This is a genomic window from Paeniglutamicibacter psychrophenolicus (assembly GCF_030812255.1).
Taxonomy (GTDB): Bacteria; Actinomycetota; Actinomycetes; order Actinomycetales; family Micrococcaceae; genus Paeniglutamicibacter; species Paeniglutamicibacter psychrophenolicus_A.
The window spans coordinates 16,277-33,864 of sequence record NZ_JAUSSH010000016.1 but is presented as its reverse complement, the minus strand read 5'-3'; the positions used below and the strand labels follow the sequence as shown (position 1 = coordinate 33,864).

At 69.0% G+C, this 17,588-nt stretch carries 14 protein-coding genes and 1 tRNA gene; 10 read left to right on the top strand and 5 right to left on the bottom strand.

Going from position 1 to position 17,588, the window contains the following annotated elements; genetic code table 11:
• The first annotated feature begins 142 nt into the window (after window positions 1–142).
• Complete coding sequence (locus tag J2T21_RS17400; RefSeq protein ID WP_071214811.1) at window positions 143–883, top strand: response regulator transcription factor; 741 nt, start codon at window positions 143–145, stop codon at window positions 881–883.
• Window positions 880–2,523, top strand: a complete 1,644-nt coding sequence (locus J2T21_RS17395; protein ID WP_307583117.1) for a sensor histidine kinase — start codon at window positions 880–882, stop codon at window positions 2,521–2,523. The genes J2T21_RS17400 and J2T21_RS17395 overlap by 4 nt, the downstream gene beginning before the upstream one ends.
• Before the next feature lie 79 nt (window positions 2,524–2,602).
• Here J2T21_RS17395 and upp read toward each other — a convergent pair whose 3' ends face one another.
• Window positions 2,603–3,241, bottom strand: coding sequence for a uracil phosphoribosyltransferase (upp, locus tag J2T21_RS17390; RefSeq protein WP_307583114.1), 639 nt, complete (start codon window positions 3,239–3,241; stop codon window positions 2,603–2,605).
• 151 nt (window positions 3,242–3,392) lie between these two features.
• Here upp and J2T21_RS17385 point away from each other — a divergent pair, with 151 nt between their 5' ends.
• The gene (locus J2T21_RS17385) at window positions 3,393–4,802 is read left to right on the top strand and encodes an FAD-binding oxidoreductase (RefSeq protein ID WP_307583112.1); all 1,410 of its coding nucleotides are present in this window, start codon (window positions 3,393–3,395) and stop codon (window positions 4,800–4,802) included.
• A gap of 79 nt (window positions 4,803–4,881) precedes the next feature.
• Window positions 4,882–5,370, top strand: a complete 489-nt coding sequence (gene tadA / locus J2T21_RS17380) for a tRNA adenosine(34) deaminase TadA (protein ID WP_307583110.1) — start codon at window positions 4,882–4,884, stop codon at window positions 5,368–5,370.
• Between the two features lie 15 nt (window positions 5,371–5,385).
• Here the strand turns inward: tadA and J2T21_RS17375 are convergent, their stop codons facing one another.
• Window positions 5,386–6,624 carry a DNA glycosylase AlkZ-like family protein gene (locus J2T21_RS17375; protein WP_307583108.1) on the bottom strand — a complete coding sequence of 413 codons (1,239 nt, stop codon included), beginning with the start codon at window positions 6,622–6,624 and terminating at the stop codon, window positions 5,386–5,388.
• A 70-nt stretch (window positions 6,625–6,694) separates the two neighbouring features.
• On the opposite strand from J2T21_RS17375, the gene J2T21_RS17370 reads away from it, so the two are divergent.
• Window positions 6,695–6,785 (top strand) — tRNA-Ser (locus J2T21_RS17370).
• A gap of 361 nt (window positions 6,786–7,146) precedes the next feature.
• Here J2T21_RS17370 and J2T21_RS17365 read toward each other — a convergent pair.
• On the bottom strand, window positions 7,147–7,881 hold the full coding sequence (locus J2T21_RS17365; RefSeq protein ID WP_307583106.1) for an NUDIX hydrolase: 735 nt from the start codon (window positions 7,879–7,881) through the stop codon (window positions 7,147–7,149).
• A 111-nt stretch (window positions 7,882–7,992) separates the two neighbouring features.
• On the opposite strand from J2T21_RS17365, the gene J2T21_RS17360 reads away from it, so the two are divergent.
• Window positions 7,993–9,012, top strand: a complete 1,020-nt coding sequence (locus J2T21_RS17360; protein ID WP_307583104.1) for an SPFH domain-containing protein — start codon at window positions 7,993–7,995, stop codon at window positions 9,010–9,012.
• 8 nt (window positions 9,013–9,020) lie between these two features.
• Window positions 9,021–9,920 (top strand): hypothetical protein, encoded by a 900-nt coding sequence (locus J2T21_RS17355; protein WP_307583102.1) that lies wholly within the window; start codon window positions 9,021–9,023, stop codon window positions 9,918–9,920.
• A 138-nt stretch (window positions 9,921–10,058) separates the two neighbouring features.
• Here the strand turns inward: J2T21_RS17355 and J2T21_RS17350 are convergent, their stop codons facing one another.
• Window positions 10,059–10,832, bottom strand: coding sequence for an SDR family oxidoreductase (locus J2T21_RS17350; RefSeq protein WP_307583100.1), 774 nt, complete (start codon window positions 10,830–10,832; stop codon window positions 10,059–10,061).
• A gap of 91 nt (window positions 10,833–10,923) precedes the next feature.
• Window positions 10,924–11,628, bottom strand: coding sequence for a phosphatase PAP2 family protein (locus J2T21_RS17345; protein ID WP_307583098.1), 705 nt, complete (start codon window positions 11,626–11,628; stop codon window positions 10,924–10,926).
• Between the two features lie 100 nt (window positions 11,629–11,728).
• Between J2T21_RS17345 and J2T21_RS17340 the strand changes: the two genes are divergently transcribed.
• From J2T21_RS17340 to J2T21_RS17330, 3 genes are read left to right on the top strand one after another with little or no spacing between them, the layout of a single operon-like run.
• Window positions 11,729–12,187, top strand: coding sequence for a 23S rRNA (pseudouridine(1915)-N(3))-methyltransferase RlmH (locus tag J2T21_RS17340; protein WP_307583097.1), 459 nt, complete (start codon window positions 11,729–11,731; stop codon window positions 12,185–12,187).
• On the top strand, window positions 12,180–12,656 hold the full coding sequence (locus tag J2T21_RS17335; protein WP_139194829.1) for a hypothetical protein: 477 nt from the start codon (window positions 12,180–12,182) through the stop codon (window positions 12,654–12,656). The genes J2T21_RS17340 and J2T21_RS17335 overlap by 8 nt, the downstream gene beginning before the upstream one ends.
• 56 nt (window positions 12,657–12,712) lie before the next feature.
• Entirely contained in the window at window positions 12,713–17,584 is a 4,872-nt protein-coding gene (locus J2T21_RS17330) for an ATP-dependent helicase (protein ID WP_307583094.1), read from the top strand.
• The last annotated feature ends 4 nt before the right edge of the window (window positions 17,585–17,588 follow it).

The following is a 17,588-nucleotide window of genomic DNA, read 5'->3' as shown; positions in this document are numbered from 1 at the left end:
AGCAACGGCACCGCCCAGCATTGGTGCTTCAGGCACCGGACCCCCGGTGGTCACAGGCCGTAGGCTGGATGCACCACGCCTCACAGCCCGCGCACAGCCACACCACAGGGCCGGCCTACACCACGGAGGGAAAGTTAGAAACATGCCAAGCTCCCGATTTTCCCCCACGCAACTTCCCCGACTGACCCACCCGGACGGAACAGCCATCAAGGTGCTGGTCGTCGACGACGAACCCTCGCTGGCCGAACTGGTCTCGATGGGCACCCGCATGCTGGGCTGGGAAGCCACCGTGGCGCATGACGGGCCCTCCGCGGTTGAAGCCGCCCGGAAGTCGACACCCGACGTCCTGGTGCTCGACTGGATGCTGCCGGGCTTCGAGGGCCCGGAAGTCCTGCGCAAGGTCCGCACCTTCCTTCCCGAGGTCCCGGTGCTCTTCCTGACCGCCAAGGACGCCGTGGAGGACCGCATCGAAGGACTGGGCATCGGCGCCGACGACTACGTCGCCAAGCCGTTCAGCCTCGAAGAGGTGCTGTTGCGGCTGCACAAGCTTGTGGAACGATCCGGCGCCACCGCCGCGGACGGCGCCGAACTGGTGGTCGGGGACCTGGTGCTTAACTCCGATTCCCACGACGTCACCCGGGCGGGAGTTCCCATCAACCTCACCGCCACCGAGTTCGACCTGCTCTCCTACCTGATGGTCAACGCCCGCCGAGTGGTCTCCAAGACCCAGATCCTGGACAACGTCTGGCACTACGACTTCGGGGGCCAGGCCAACATCGTCGAGCTCTACATTTCCTACTTGCGCAAGAAAATCGAGGCCGACGGCCCGGCCATGATCCACACCGTGCGCGGGGCCGGGTACATGCTCAAGCCCGCGTCATGAGCCAGGCAGCACGTCCGTTGCTTCCCTCCGACGCGCCGGAACCGCAGCCGGACGCGGCGGCCCGGCCCGATGCCGAGGATGCCGCGACCCCCGAGGCAGCTCCGTCCCAACCCGGCGGGCCCGGGCAGGAGTCCGGGCCGGTTCCGCTCAGCGCACGGCTGAGGCAACGCTTCGGCCGGCTCACCCTGCAACGCAAGCTGCTGCTGGCACTTATCGGGTCACTTGCCTTGATCTGCACCGTCATCGGGCTGCTGCTGAATGCCGGCATGCGCCAGGCCATGGCGTCGCAGCTGCACGAACAGCTGGATTTCGCTTCCGAACGCGCGGCCACCTACTCCGCGCAAAACGGACGCGACGCGTCATCCGGCCCGCTCTTCGCCCCCGGCCAGGCCTCCGGCACGCTCAATGCCCGGCTCGTCCCCGGCTACCTGATTTCCGGGGCCGTGCTCGATTCCAAGACCGGAGAGCGCAAGGACATCACCGACGCGGACGTGCTGCCGTTGTCCTCCGTCAAGGTCGATGCCCCGCCCGTGGTCAAGCACCTGAGCATCGGCGACTACCTGCTCTCGGCCCAGAAGGACCCCGGATCCGGAGGCGTCCTGATCACCGGGCTGCCGCTGGCACCCAACGAGCGGACCCTGGCCGCGTTGGGCGTCCTGACGCTGACCATTTCACTGGCCGGGCTGATCGCCATCGGCCTGGTTGGCTCGATGATCATCCGGCGCTCGCTGGCCCCGCTGCAGCGGGTCTCCGCCGTGGCCTCCTCGGTGGCCAACGCCGAACTCGAATCCGGCACCGCCGCGCTGGAGGCACGGGTCGCCCCCCGCGACTCGATCCCCGGCACCGAATCCGGTGAGGTCGGCAGGGCGTTGAACGCCCTGCTGGACAACGTGGGCTCCGCCTTCGCGGTGCGCGAGGCCTCGGAGGCGCAGATGCGCCGATTCGTTGCCGACGCGTCACACGAGCTGCGCACCCCGCTCTCGGCCATCCGCGGCTACACCGAGCTGATCAGCGCCACCGAGCACTTCTCCGACGACGGGCAACGCTCGCTGAACCGGGTGCTGGAACAAAGCACCCGGATGGGCTCCCTGGTGGAGAACCTGCTGCTGCTGGCACGGCTCGACGAGAAGCACCATGTCAAGAAGGCCCCGGTGGACCTGGGGAAGCTGGCGGCCGAAATCACCGAGGACTTTGCCATCACCGCCCCGTCCCACCATTGGACCCCCAAGGTCCCGGACACCCCGTTGGTGGTTTCGGGCGACGCCTCGGCGCTGCGCCGGGTCATCACCAACTTGTTGGCCAACGCCCGCAAGCACACCTCCGAGGGCAACACCGTCACGGTCTCCGTCGCCCGCGATGCGGCCACGCACCAGGCGGTGCTGCGGGTTGCGGACACCGGGGAGGGCATCGCACCGGATTTCCTGCCGCTGGTGTTCAAGCGCTTCACCCGCGCCGATGCGGCGCGCTCCGGCGCTGACGGCACCACCGGGCTGGGACTGCCGATCGCCAAGGCCATCGTGGAGTCGCACGACGGAACCATCGATGTCACCTCGGCCCCTGGGAACACGGTTTTCGAGGTGCGCCTGCCGCTGCCGCTGGTGGTCCCGCCCAAGCCCTCGACCCCGCCGAAGACTGCCTGAGCCGGGCCCCAAGACAAACGCCGCCGCGGATCGGAACCCTTGTTCCCGTCCGCGGCGGCGCCGCAAGAAAGTGTCGCTGCTAGTGGGCCACGCCGTAGAGGCGGTCCCCGGCATCGCCCAGGCCGGGAACGATGTAGGCGTTCTCGTCCAGCTTCTCGTCCAGGGCACCCAGGACCAGGTGGACCTTCTCGTTGTCCCCATAGGCCTGCTCCAGGCGGGCCAGTCCCTCGGGGGCGGCGATCAGGCAGATGCAGGTGACGTCGGCTGCGCCGCGGTCGAAGAGGAACTTGATCGATTCGATCAGTGTGCCGCCGGTTGCAAGCATCGGGTCCAGCACGAAGACCTGGCGACCGGTCAGGTCGGAGGGAAGCCGCTCGGCGTAGGTGATGATGTCCAGGGTTTCCTCGTTGCGGGCCATGCCCAGGAAGCCGACCTCGGCGGTCGGGACCAGGCGGGTCATGCCCTCGAGCATGCCCAGGCCGGCGCGCAGGATCGGCACCACCAGCGGGGTCGGCTTGGCGAAGGCGATGCCGGTGGTCGTTGCCACCGGGGTCTCGACCCGGACCTCAACTGTCTTGACCTCGCGCGTTGCCTCATAGGCCAGCAGGGTCACCAACTCATCGGTCAGCTGCCGGAAAACCGGCGACGGGGTGTTCTTGTCTCGAAGGACCGATACCTTGTGGGCCACCAACGGGTGGTCGATTACCTGTACGCGCATGCACCAAAATCTACCAGCCGATCGTGCCCTTGGCCCGGTTTTCGCATTCGGGCTTCGGGTGATTCCCGCCATTGACCGGCCTTTGGGCCGGGAGGAGAATGGGCCACAGACCGGGCCGGCCTGAAGCCCGGACAAACATGAAGCTGGCACCATGGAAATCACCCACCCGCTTCCGGCATCCGCGTTACGGTCGCTGTCGGCGTCACTGCACGGAATGCTCTTCACCGCCGCCGATCCCGAATACACGGAGAGCCGCACCGTTTGGAACGCCATGATCGACAGGCACCCCATGTTGGTGGTTCGCGCCGCCGACGTTGCCGACGTGTCTCTCGCGCTGGCCTTCGCCCGGGAGCATGGATTGCCGTTGGCGGTTCGATCCGGCGGGCACAGCGTGGCGGGGTTCGGCACCGTCGAGCACGGCTTGGTGCTGGACATGCGCGCCCTGAACACCGTGCACGTGGATGCCGCGGAGCACCGGGTGAGGGTCGGCGGAGGCGCGCTCCTGGGTGAACTCGACCGCGCGACCAGCGCCCACGGGCTGGCGGTTCCCGTCGGGGTCGTCTCGAAAACCGGCGTGGCCGGACTGTGTCTTGGCGGCGGCTTCGGCTGGCTCACCCGGCCCCTCGGACTGACCGTTGACAACCTCTTGGCGGCGGACCTTGTCACCCCGGAGGGCGAGGTGGTCCACACTGACGCCGCCACCAACCCCGACCTGCTCTGGGGTCTCACCGGAGGCGGCGGAAATTTCGGGGTCGTCACCGAGTTCATGTTCAAGACCCACCCGCTGCCGAAAACCCTCTACGCCGGGAACCTGATCTACCGCCCCGAACAGTGGAAGCATGCCCTGCGGGCCGTGCGTGACTGGTCCTCCAGGCTCCCGGACCAGATGACGGTCATCGCCACGGCCATGGTGCCGCCGCCCGAGTGGGAGCTGGGCACCAGCAGCGTGCTCATCGTCGGATTCCTCTGGGCCGATCCGGACCATGCGGCCGGTGCCGCTTGCGTGGAGGAATTCCTCGCAGCTGCGCCCACCGACGAACAGGACATCTCCCTCGTTTCATGGCCCGACTGGCAGTCCGTGGTGGACGAGATGTTCCCCAAGGGCGTGCGCGCCTACTGGAAGAACACTGCACTGGACTACCTCTCGGACAAGGCCATCAACGTGTTCACTGCCCGAGCGCGGCAACTTGACTGGCCGGGCATGGGCTTCGACATCCACGTCATGGGTGGCGCCATGGGACGGGTTCGCCCGGAAGCAACGGCATTCGAAGACCGAAGCTCCCCGTTCTGGCTGAACATCTACGGATTCTGGAACGGCAAGGAACACGACGAGCACCACATTGCCTTCATCCGCGGCTTCCACCATGAGATGCAACCCTTCACTCACGGCGGGGAGTACGTGAATTTCTCAAGCAGCGACGAACACGTGCCCGGCGGCTTCGATCTACTCGGCCTCTACGGGGCCGAAAAGCTCGCCAAGCTCACGACGCTCAAACACCGTTACGACCCTCACAACAGGCTACGCCTGAACCACAACATCATCCTGCCGAGCGCCGGATAGCCGCACCTGCCGGCAGCTGGTTTCCGGATTCCGGTGCAGAGAGCAGCGAGGTCCCTGCACCGGAACTAGACTTGGCCGGGTGACTCCCGAACAACCCAGCCACCGCGACCTCATGGACCTTGCCCTCGCCGAGGCCCGGGCCGCCCTGGCCACCGACGACGTCCCCATCGGCGCGGTGGTCATTGGCCCCGATGCAAAGGTGCTGGCCACCGGCCGCAACGAGCGCGAGGCCCACGGGGACCCCACGGCGCACGCGGAACTGGTGGCGATCCGCGCCGCGGCCCAGGCCCTGCGCGATGCCGGGCGCGGGGACGGCTGGCGGCTGGAGGACTGCACCCTGGTGGTCACCCTTGAACCATGCGCCATGTGCGCCGGGGCGATCGTGCTCTCGCGCATCCCGAAGGTCATCTTCGGCGCCTGGGACGAGAAGGCAGGTGCCGTCGGCTCGGTGTTCGACATCCTGCGCGAACCGCGGCTAAACCACTGGGTCGAGGTCTACCCCGGGGTCCGCAAGGAGGAATGCGCCGCACTGCTCAGCGACTTCTTCCGCGCCCGGCGCCGCGACTGATCCGCACCCGCTGCCCTACCCGGCGCGCAGCGCGTCAAGCCTGGCAATGTTCTTGGCCCGCGACTTCGGCGAATCCAGGGAGAAGGACCTGAAGTCCCCGAGGTCCTCGGTGATCCACTCCTCAGTGAGCGCGATGCGTGCACGCACGGCGGCGCTCGCCGGGCCAAAGGTCCACCAGGCAATGCGGGCGTTCTCCGGGTCGTACTGCCACAGCCCGATGATTCGCCCGCGATCCAGGATCGGGTGGTCCGAGAGGTCGGCGGCCAGCGCCGAGCCGCTCATCCCCTCCACGGCCTTGGCCCCCGCCTCATCGAACAGGTCGGCCGAGTTCCGGCGCAACAGCACCAACGAGTCGGAGCCCGAGAGCAGCTGGATGTCCTCACCCGCGGGAGCCTCGAAGCCGGCCAGTTCGTTCACGTCATCCGGCAGCATCCACAGCACCTCGCCCGCGGCGGTGGATACCTGAACGGCGTCGGTTGCCGCCAGTGCCTTCTTGGCCTGGGCCACGGTGAAGTCCGTGAACCAGCGGATTTGTCCCAGCGTGGCGCCTCCGGTCCAGCTGAGGAACCGCTCGAGCATCCGCGCCCTGACCGCCTCGTCGCCTTCCCCGCTGCCTTCCAGCTCCCAGGCCACATAGGAGTAGCGCTGTTGGTCCAGCCGCCCGTTCACCGGCACCCGGCGGATCCGGCCGTCCGCCTGCAGTAGCCCGAGCGCGGCCGGCAACGTGGTGGAGGCACCCTTCTTCTTGCCTTCCTCGCCCATGTTGCGGACCTTGTCCCCCAGGATCTTCTTGAGGCCCTGCGGGTCCAGGGCTTCTTCTGCGGTTCCCCGGGCGTCGAGCAGGACCTGCAGGATGGCTTGCGCCAAGGCCTCGATCTCGGCCCGTTGGACGCCCAGGCGCTCGAGCACCTTCACGGCGGCTTCGGCCGAGGCATGGCCCAGTTGCAACCCCCAGGCGTAGTCCGCGGCCGGCAGCACGTAGGTGCAGCCCCGGGCCGTCGGCAGTTCGTGGATTTCGCGGGCGGCCGCCGCCGCGTCGACATCGCCCCGGAGCATGCCGGCCCGGGAGAAAAGCGTCAGGTAAATGTTGGCTCCACCGATCGACCGGGCCCAGCCCACCCGGTCCAGGACCTCTGCCGCTCCCTTGGCTGCCAGCGACCCGTCAAGGCCCTGGCGGTGCCAGGACCATGCGCGCAACAATTGCGGGTCCAGTTTCTCCGGCGGGATCTGCGTCATTTCATTCTGCGTGGTCATGGGTACATTCTGCCTTCAAAGTTCCCACGTTTTTGCTGTGGACCATTCTTCCGATAGAGTATTCAGGTCTGGAGACGTGTCCGAGCGGCCGAAGGTGCAACACTCGAAATGTTGTGTACGGTAACCCCGTACCGAGGGTTCAAATCCCTCCGTCTCCGCCAGATTGAAGGCCTCAGATCCCTTGCGAACAAAGGGATCTGAGGCTTTTTTCATGCCCGGGAACCAGCCGCTGGGGCTCCGCTCCGGGCTCACGCCCCTGAGGCGCGCCGTCATGCATGCCCATGGCGACGCCCTCCACATTCATTAAGCAACCCCGCCCGGACGCCCAGGGGCGTTGCCCTGCACTCCAGCGAGGCTTGCCGCAGTGTGCCGCAGGCCGTGAGGCACCCCCTGGGAACCTTGGTCGGATTCACCACCGACGCAAACCACAAAATGCCGTTTCCATGCAGCCTTGCATTGCGGAGTGGATGCTTTTCTGCATTCCGGAAACAGATGCATGAGCGCACCTGGTGCAAGGCGGCGTCAGGAATGCGGCCGCATCAGCGGTGGATTGAGCACCGCCCGAACCGGCTCGCCCGCCGCGGAACGAGCCTCGGCCGCGAGCCGGAAGAGCGCCGCTGGGCGACCGGCGTCGCCCGTGGTCATCCGCCCCGTGTCCTCAAGGAAACCGGGGTTTCCCGTGGCCTTGCGGTGGAAGTTCCGGGGATCCAGGCGGGTGCCCCACACCGCTTCATATACGGCTCTCAGCTGCGCGATGGTGAATTCCTCCCCGCAAAAAGCCGCCCCCAGCGGCGAGTACTCGAGTTTTGATCTTGCCCGCTCCACGGCGTCGACCAGGATGCGGGCGTGGTCGAACGCCAGATGCCTTTCCCCTGCCAGGATGTCGCCGACCGGGCACCAGGCAGCCTGCTCGGCGTCGCTCCCGGCAGACAAGACGGGAAAGTCGGGCGCAAGCAGCAGGTGGGCCACGGTGAGCACATCCCCTCGCGGGTCGCGCCCCTGCGGCCCATAGCTCTGCAGCTGTTCCAGGTGCCCCGGCACCTGCTCGACCCCGGTTTCCTCCGCCAGTTCGCGGATTGCGGCCTCCCCCAAGTCCTCTCCGGCCAGTACGAATCCTCCCGGCAGCGCGAGCCGGCCGCGGAACGGCTCGATGAGGCGCGTGATGAGCAGGACGTTCAGGGCATTGTCGCGGACGGTGAGGGCGACGATGTCCACCGTCACCGGGAAGCGCTGGAGCGCGGGAGGGAATTCGGCCATGCACCCATCATAAATACTTATCGTCACCTTGAAAATAAACCCGAAAGCTCCCTATGCTTTTCTTATCGTCAAACAGACGATAAGTTGCAAAGGTTGAGGAGCGACCCCATCATGGCCACCATCAAGAACTACCCCTGGATCAGCCACTTCCTGGGCAGCCCCACCGGTTACGTCGTCCACCTGCAAAAGGGTGCCGTCAGGCACCGGGGTGTGGGCCAGGCGTTTTGGTTCCGGCCGGCGGCATCCGTGCTGAGCGAGGTTCCCGTCGACGACCAGGAACTGCCCACGCTCTTCCACGCCATCACCCGCGACCACCAGGACGTCAGCATCCAGGCCAACGTCACCTACCGCTTTGTGGACCCGGTGTCGGTGGCCAGCCGGCTCGACTTCGGCCTCCAGCAGGGCGGCCCGGCAGCGTCCGGCGGCAAGGAGCAGGTGGCCACCATCATCGGCCAGCTCTGCCAAAGCCACGCGATCGACCACATCGCCACCACCACACTCGCCCAGTCGCTGGAACGCGGGGTCAGCGAGCTGCGCCAGCTGCTCGCCGAGGCCCTCGGCACGGACGCCCGGCTGGCGTCCACCGGCATCGAGATCCTCGGCGTGCAGGTCCTCGCCGTCCGTCCGGAGTCAGAGGTCGAGCGGGCCCTGCAGACACCGGTCCGCGAACAACTGCAGGCCGAGGCCGACCGGGCCGTTTACGAACGCCGGGCGGTCGCGGTCGAACGCGAGCGGACGATCTCCGAGAACGAGATGGCCAGCAAGATCGAGCTGGCCTCCCGGCGCGAACACCTCGTGGCCCAGGAGGGGGCCAATGCCAGGCGCGAGGCCGAGGAACAAGCAGCAGCCGGCCTCATCCAGGCCAATGCCGAAGCCGAACGCCGGGGCATCGGCGCCACCGCCGAGGCCAACCGGATCCGCCTGGTCGGCGAGGCGGACGCAATCCGGGAAGCCGCCGCCATGGAGGTCTACCGGGGCATGGACCAGGCCACCCTGTTGGCAGTGGCATTCCGCGAGGCAGCCGGATCGCTGCCGAACATCGGCAACCTGACCGTCACCCCGGATTTGCTCAGCGGGGCCCTGGCCGGGTTGTTCCGGGAACCGGGCACCGCAGCCGCCGGCGGAAAGTAGGCCCGGCCATGGCAACACCCCGCCTCGTTATCGTCCACCGGCGCACCGAGCTGGACGAATTGCTGGACCGGCACGCCACCCTCGGCCAGGCCGAATTCTTCCTGCGCACCCGCGGTCGAACCCTTGCCGCCGTCCAGGAGCGCCACGAGCGGCTCGGCGCGGCCCTGGCAGCCATCCGCGCCGCGGTCCCGCCCGAATGGCGCCGCGCCGAGGTCGAACGGGAAGACCTGAACAGGTTCCTGTTCACGCCCGAGGACATCGTCGCCGTCGTGGGCCAGGACGGGCTCGTGGCCAATGCGGCCAAGTACCTCGCAGGCCAGCCCGTCATCGGGATCGACTCGGAACCGGGAACGAATCCGGGTGTGCTGGTCCGGCACACCTCCGCGGATGCCGCACGGCTGCTGCTGGGCCTCGCCCCGGGCAGTGGAAGCCAGCTACCGTTACCTTGCCGGGAACTGTCCATGGTGAGGGCAAGGCTCGACGACGGTCAGGAATTGTCGGGGCTCAACGAGATTTTCATCGGCCACCGGACCCACCAGTCGGCCCGCTACCGGCTTACGACGCCCGACGGCCGGAGCGAGTCGCAGTCGTCGTCCGGCCTCATCGTTTCCACCGGAGCGGGTGCCACCGGGTGGTGCGCCTCCATCGCGCAGGACCGCGGGGGACGCACGCTGCCGGCCCCGACGGACCCGGCCCTGGCATGGTTTGTCCGCGAGGCGTGGCCCTCCCCCGCCACCGGCACTTCCCTGACCGACGGCTTGCTGGAGGCCGGCGAACCACTCCGCCTCGCCGTGGCCTCGGACCAGCTGGTGGTGTTTGGCGACGGCATGGAGCAGGACCGCCTCACCGCCTCGTGGGGGCAGGAAATCAGCATCGGGCTCGGCGACCGGCCCCTTCGGCTGGCGTAGTGCCGTCGCCGGAGGCAACGGGAACGTCGACAATTCCAGCTCCCGGGACGGCATATGCCTCCACGGCGCGGAAACCTTGTTGGGCTTCCGGTCGACCGCGCGCGGCTGGATCACTTAGGACCGGCGTACGTTCCGGTTTCAGGCCTTCCGGCCCCCGGCCATCCACTGCTCGAAGGTCGTGGAATCGCGCGGAACCGCTGCCGACGGCAGCAGCCCGCCGTTCATCACCTTCACTCCCGGCACCGGGACGCCGATGACCCTGGCGTGCGGGCCGCCATTGCGGGATGCGGCATTGTTCTTGGCGACCAGTCGTGCCAGGCTCGCCATGTTCCGCGGTTCGGGCCCGGCAAGTTCAAGGCCGGCCGGGGCGTTCTTTCCCGCTTCGACCGCCGAGAGCACCAGCTTGGCCACGGCGTCGGCGGCCACCGGCTGGCTGTCCATGTGCGGCACCATCGCGACCGGGCCGATCGTGAGTTGCTCGATCATGGTTTCGGCCAGTTCGAACCATTGCGTGGAGCGCACGATCGTCGTGGGCACCTTCGCGTTTTGGTAGCGCGCCTCCTGCGCCGCCTTGCCGCGGTAGTAGCCCATGTGCTTGTTGACCTCGGGTTTGCGGGCATTGATGATCGAGACACACACCAGGTGCTTCACTTGTTCCTGCTCGGCGGTGCGGATGATGTTCCTGGCCGTCGTTTCATAGAAATCAATGGCCGTGGCGGCATTGGTGGTGAGCACGTTCAGGCAGTCCACCACCGCGTCGGCACCGCGCATCGCCGCCGCCAGGCCAAAGCCCGTGTAGGCGTCGACCCCCGTTCTGCGGCCGGCCGCCACCGCCTCATGTCCGGCTTCCTGCAACAGGTGCACGACCCGCTTGCCCAAGTTTCCGTTGCCGCCGAGAACGATCACCTTCATGCAATTCAGCGTACGCCTGAACCGGGGTTGGTTCGAGGGGAATGGCAGGCATTGGCCGCCGCCACCCGGTTCCGTGCCCCGCCGGATGCGCCTAAACGTTCAGCCACCTGTGCCAACGCCGGTTCTTGAGAACCACGAAGTGGTGCAGCACGATCACCACCGTGGCCCAGCAGCCGCCGATGAGCAGCCCGCCGGCCACGTCGCTGAGCCAGTGGTGGCCCAGGTAGATTCGGCTCCAGCCCACCCCGAGGGCAAAGCAGCCCAGCGCACACAGCGCCAGGATGCGGGCCATCCGGGTGCGCAGGACCAGGAACGCCAGGTAGCCAACGACGGACAGGATTGCGACGGCATTGAGCGTGTGCCCGCTCGGGAAGGAGAAGGATGCCGGCACCGGCTCCAAGGCTTCCGCCAGCGGCGGCCGGGCCCGGCCCAGGGTGCTCTTCAGGGCGATCGTCAGCGTCACCGAGCCGGCGGCCGTCACCGCGACCAGTGCACCCGGCCACGCGCTTCTGCTGCGCCAGGAAAACAGGGCGATGAGGCACAGCGAAATGATGGTCATGCCCAGGGTGTCCCCCGCAATGGTGAAGAACCAGGCCACCGCCGTGGCGGCCGGACTCCGGTGGCCCACCATCCACTCGAGCACCGGGATGTCCCAGGCATCGGGGACCCCTCCGACCCGCACCGACACCCACAGGCGGCGTGCCACGGCAAAAAGGCCCAAGACGAGGGCAAGGGCAAAGACCAGGATCGAACCGGCACGTTGCCCGCTCTTGCCGGAACGGCGCGGTGAACTCATGTAAGCCAGCCTAGCGTTCGCACCTTGGCATGGAGCGATGGGGGGCACCCGGCCTTCGCGCATGCCCGAGGGCCGGGCCGCAATGCGGGAAGATGGGGGCATGACAATCCGCGTGCTGGCCATCGGCAAGAAACACGAGTCCTGGGTGTCCGAGGGCATCGACCGCTACGAAAAGCGCATGAAGAAGCCCTTCGACCTCAAATGGCAGCTGCTTCCGCATTCCTCCCGCGAGGGGGATGCGGCCCGCACCGAGGAATCCGAGCGGATCCTGGCCAAGGTCGAGGCCAGGGACTTCCTGGTCCTGCTGGACGAGCGCGGCAAGAACATCGACTCCCCCGCGCTGGCCAAGACCCTGCAGCAGCCCTTCGACACCTCGCGGAACATCACCGTGGTGATCGGCGGCGCCTACGGCGTCGACGCCTCGGTCCATGCGCGGGCGGATTTCACTTGGAGCCTGTCCAAGCTGGTCTTCCCGCACCAACTGGTGCGGCTGATCCTCACCGAGCAGCTCTACCGGGCCCAGGAAATCTCCGGCGGCGGGAAGTACCACCATGTCTGACGCGCCATACGGCACCACTCGGCCCGCCAGGAAGAACCCGCAGCCGGTGGTGAATCGAATGTGGCGGTATGTGCCGGTGGTCTGTGCGGCTTCCATGCTCCTGGTGATCTGCGTGGTGGACCCGTCCATGGCCGGGTCACCATGGTGGGAACTGGATGAGGAAGGGCTGTGGTTGGCGCTGGCATTTCCGTTGGCGCCATGGTTCATCTGCGCGGCCCTGGCGGTGCTGGTTGGCTTCACGACGGGGTCGCGAACGGCCATCGCCCTGATGTCGCTGCTGTCGTTGGCCTCCGGGATCATCCCCGCCTTGATCTGGACCCTGCTGTTGCACGACGTGTTCCCGGACTCGGGACCGCTGCGGCTATCGATGGGCGTACCCGCGCTCGCGGGCGCCGCCTTGCTGATCTTCCTGGTGGGGCTGGGCCTCAGGCACACCGTGCGCGCCGCCCGCCGCCTCGGTGCCGCCTGACGGTGGTTCCCGCGGCCGAACCCGAATTGACGCTTCGAGCGTTTAGGCTGGGATCGATGGCTAAGAATGTTGATGCGGCGCACGTCCTTGAGCGGTTCACCCCCGCGACGCGGGCCTGGTTCGAGGGAGCCTTCGCCGCGCCGACCCCCGCCCAGATCGGGGCCTGGGACGCGATTTCCACCGGCCAACACGCCCTGGTCGTTGCACCCACCGGTTCCGGCAAAACGCTCTCGGCATTCCTCTGGGCACTGGACTCCTTTGCCCGCACCGCCACCGAGATCCTGGACCCGGCGCTCCCGGGCCTGGAAACCACGGGTTCTCCCGGGGCCAAGGACAAGAAGACGGCCGGCAAATCCGGTGGCACCAAGGTGCTCTACATTTCCCCGCTCAAGGCCCTGGGCGTGGACGTGGAACGGAACCTGCGCGCCCCGCTGGTGGGCATCAAGGCCACCGCCGCGCACCTGGGCCTGGCGGTCCCGCAGGTCTCGGTGGGCGTGCGCTCCGGGGACACCCCGGCGAACGAGCGCCGCAAGCTGGTGACCAACCCGCCGGACATCCTGATCACCACCCCCGAATCGCTCTACCTGATGCTCACCTCCCGGGCCCGCGAATCCCTGCGGGGCGTGCACACCGTGATCATCGACGAGGTGCACGCGGTGGCCGGGACCAAGCGCGGCGCCCATCTGGCGCTGTCCCTGGAACGCCTCGATGCCCTGCTGGCTTCCCCGGCCCAGCGCATCGGGCTCTCGGCCACCGTCGAGCCGCGCGACGAGGTGGCCCGCTTCCTGGGCGGCACGGCCCCGGTGAGCATCATCGCCCCGCCGATCACCAAGACCTGGGAACTGAGCGTCCGGGTGCCGGTCGAGGACATGACCGACCTGCCCGCCGCAGCCGCCGCCCACGACCTGGGCCCGGGTTCCGGGCTGGCCCCGCAGGCGAGCATCTGGCCGCACGTCGAGGAACAGATCGTCGATCTGATCGAGGCGAACCGCTCCACCATCGTCTTTGCCAACTCCCGCCGGCTGGCCGAGCGACTGACCGGGCGGCTCAACGAGATCCACGAAACCCGCCTCACCGGGACCGACTCCGGGGCAGGCTTCGCCCCCAACGGGATCGGGTCCACCGGCGCCGGGATGACGGCCGGGACCCCGGTCGCCCGGGTGCAGCCGGGAACCGGGATGCCCGCGGCGATGATGGCGCAGGCCGGCACCACCGCCACCAGCAGCCCCGATCCCGGGGACGGCGCCGTGGCACCGCTGGCCCGCGCCCACCACGGCTCGGTGTCCAAGGAGACCCGGGCCAACATCGAGGACGACCTCAAGACCGGGGTGCTGCGCGCCGTGGTGGCCACCAGCTCGCTGGAACTGGGCATCGACATGGGCCTGGTTGACCTGGTGATCCAGGTCGAGTCCCCGCCCTCGGTGGCCTCGGGCCTGCAGCGCGTGGGCCGCGCCGGGCACCAGGTCGGGGAAACCTCCACCGGCACCTTCTTCCCCAAGCACCGGGCCGACCTGCTCTCCACCGCGCTGACCGTCTCGCGGATGCGCGAGGGGAAGATCGAGAAGCTGCACATCCCGGCGAACCCGCTGGACGTGCTCGCGCAGCAGACCCTGGCCGCCTGTGCGCTGCAGGACCTGGGCGTCGAGGAATGGTTCGAGACCGTGCGGCGTTCGGCCCCCTATGCCTCGCTGCCGCGCGCCGCGTTCACCGCGACCCTGGAGATGCTTGCGGGCAAGTACCCCTCGGACGAGTTCGCCCAGTTGCGCCCGCGCTTGGTCTGGGACCGCGATGCGGGGGTGCTCACCGGGCGGCCCGGCGCCCAACGCCTGGCCGTGATCAGCGGCGGCACCATCCCGGACCGCGGGCTCTTCGGCGTGTACCTGGCCGGGGCGGAGGATTCCGGGCCCAAGGGCGGGCGCCGGGTCGGCGAGCTCGACGAGGAAATGGTCTACGAATCCCGGGTCGGGGACGTGTTTGCGCTGGGGGCCACCAGCTGGAAGATCGAGGACATCACCCACGACCGGGTGCTGGTCTCCCCCGCCTTCGGGCAACCGGGCAAGCTGCCCTTCTGGAAGGGCGACACCCAGGGCCGGCCCGTGGAACTCGGCGCCGCGCTGGGCGCCTTCACCGCCCGGCTGGCCAACGCCACCGAGGAGGCCGCCCGCGCGGAGCTTGAGGGCATCGGCCTGGATGCCTTCGCCGCGGGGAACCTGCGCAACTACCTCGGCGCGCAACAGCAGGCCACCTCCGTGGTGCCCAGCGACAAGACCCTGCTCATCGAACGCTTCGTGGACGAGCTCGGGGACTGGCGGGTCATCCTGCATTCGCCCTTCGGGCTGCCGGTGCACGCGCCCTGGGCACTGGCCGTCGGGGCACGGCTGCACGAGCGCTACGGACTGGACGGCTCGTCCATGGCCGCGGACGACGGGATCGTGCTGCGCGTCCCGGCGATGGACGATACGCCTCCCGGGGCCGAGCTGTTCGCCTTCGAGCCCGAGGAGATCGAGGACCTGGTCACCGCGCAGGTGGGCAACTCCGCGCTCTTTGCCTCGCGCTTCCGCGAATGCGCGGCCCGGGCGCTACTGCTGCCACGCACCGACCCGTCCAAGCGCACCCCGCTGTGGCAGCAGCGCCAACGCAGCAAGCAGCTGCTGGACGTGGCACGGAAGTACCCGGACTTCCCGATCATCCTGGAAACCGTGCGCGAGTGCCTCAACGACGTCTACGACCTGCCCGCACTCAAGTCCCTGCTGGGCGGCATCACCTCCCGGGCCATCGCGGTGCGCGAGGTCGCCACCCGCACCCCCTCCCCCTTCGCCCAGTCGCTGCTCTTCGGCTATGTCGCCCAGTTCCTCTACGAGGGCGACTCGCCGCTGGCCGAACGCCGCGCCGCGGCCCTGTCCCTGGACCCGGCGCTGCTCAACGAGCTGCTGGGCCGCACCGAGCTGCGCGAACTGCTCGATGCCCAGGTCATCGCACGCACGCAGGACCAGCTGCAGCGCACCGCCGAGGACCGCAGGCTGGCCGGCCTGGAAGGCACCGCCGATCTGCTGCGAATGCTCGGCCCGCTGGATGCCGGGGCCGTGGCGGCCAGGCTGCGCCCCGAAACAGGGGACGCAACCGGGGCCGATGCCCTTCAGGCCGCGGCCGGGCACCTGGCCGCGCTGGTGCACGCCAACCGGGCGCTGGCCGTGCGCTTGGGCGGCAGGGAGCTGTTCGCGGCCATCGAGGATGCCCCGCGGCTGCGCGACGGGCTCGGGGTGCCGCTGCCGCACGGGGTGCCGCTGGCCTTCATCGAACCGGTCGCCGACCCGGTGGGAGACCTGGTCTCCCGTTTTGCCCGCACCCACGGTCCCTTCACCGCGCCCGACGTCGCGGCCGCGCTGGGCCTGGGCGTCGCGGTCGTCGCCTCCGTGCTGGAACGCCTGGTGGCCGATGGCCGGGTCATGGCCGGGGCGTTCCGGCCCGCCGAAATGCTTGCCGGGCTCCCGGCCACCGGGGTGAATGCCACCGAGTATTGCGATGCCGGTGTGCTGCGGATGATCCGCACCCGGTCGCTGGCGGCGTTGCGCGCCGAGGTCGAGCCCGTGGACCAACAGACCTTCGCCCGCTTCCTGCCCGGCTGGCAGGGCATCGGTGCGGGGCTGCGCGGCATCGACGGGGTGCTGGCCGTGGTCGAGCAGCTGGCCGGGGTGCCGGTCCCGGCCTCCGCGCTGGAGTCCTACGTGCTGCCGGCCCGCGTGCGGGACTACCAGCCATGGATGCTCGACGAGCTCATGAGCGCCGGGGAGGTCCTGGTCTCCGGGGCCGGGGCGCTGGCCGGGACCGACGGGTGGATCGCCCTGCACACGGCCGAAAACGCGCCGCTGAGCCTGCCGCTGCCCGACACCTCCGCGCTGGGCCCGCTGGCCTCCCGGCTGCACGGGCTGCTGGGCTCCTCCGGCGCCCACTTCGTGCCGCAGCTGGCCGGGCTGCTGGCCCGCGAGCCGGGCGAACCGGGCCCGGAGCCCACGGGCGGCGCGGTGCTCGAGGCCCTGTGGGAACTGTTCTGGGCCTCGGCCGTCTCCCCCGACACCCTGGCACCGATCCGCCAGCTGGTCACCGGCGGCAAGAGCGCGCACCGTCTGCCCGCGCCGGCCCCGCGGGCGCGCACCGCCCGGTTGGGGCGCATGGCCATGCTGCGCGCCTCGGGCCCCGGGGCCCCCGTTGAGCTGACGGGACGGCGACCGGCACCGGAGTCGGCCACCGGGCGCTGGGCGGCGCTGCCGGCACCGCTGAACGACCCCACCATCCGGGCGCACGCCGCCGCGGAGTTCCTGCTGGAGCGCTACGGGGTGGTGACCCGCGGCTCGGTCGCCGCCGAGGCGGTGCCCGGCGGCTTCGGGCAGCTCTACCGGGTGCTCGGGAGGCTCGAGGAGGCCGGTCACACCCGCCGCGGCTACTTCGTCGAGCGGCTGGGCGCCGCCCAGTTCTCCACCTCCGCGACCATCGACCGGCTGCGCACCCTGGTGCGGGAGCCCGGGCACGGGCAGTTGCCCACCGCCCTGGGGCTGGCGGCCACCGACCCGGCCAACCCGTACGGGGCGGCGCTGGGCTGGCCCGAGTCCGCCGGCGGGCACCGGCCCGGGCGCAAGGCCGGGGCCCTGGTGGTGCTGCTGGACGGGGCCTTGGCCCTGTATGTGGAACGCGGCGGCAAGACCGTGCTGGGCTTCGGCCCGCTGGCCCCGGCCACCGAATCCGCCGGGCCCGACGCAGCGGTGCTCGATGCGGTGGCCGTGGAACTGGTGGCGGTGCTGCGCCGGGCCGGGACGGTGAAGCTGGGGATCGAGAAGGTCAATGGCTCCCCCGTCAACGATTCGCCGCTGGGTGCGGCGCTGCGCCGTGCCGGATTCTATTCGACTCCTAGTGGACTACGGTTTAGGAGCTAGTAAT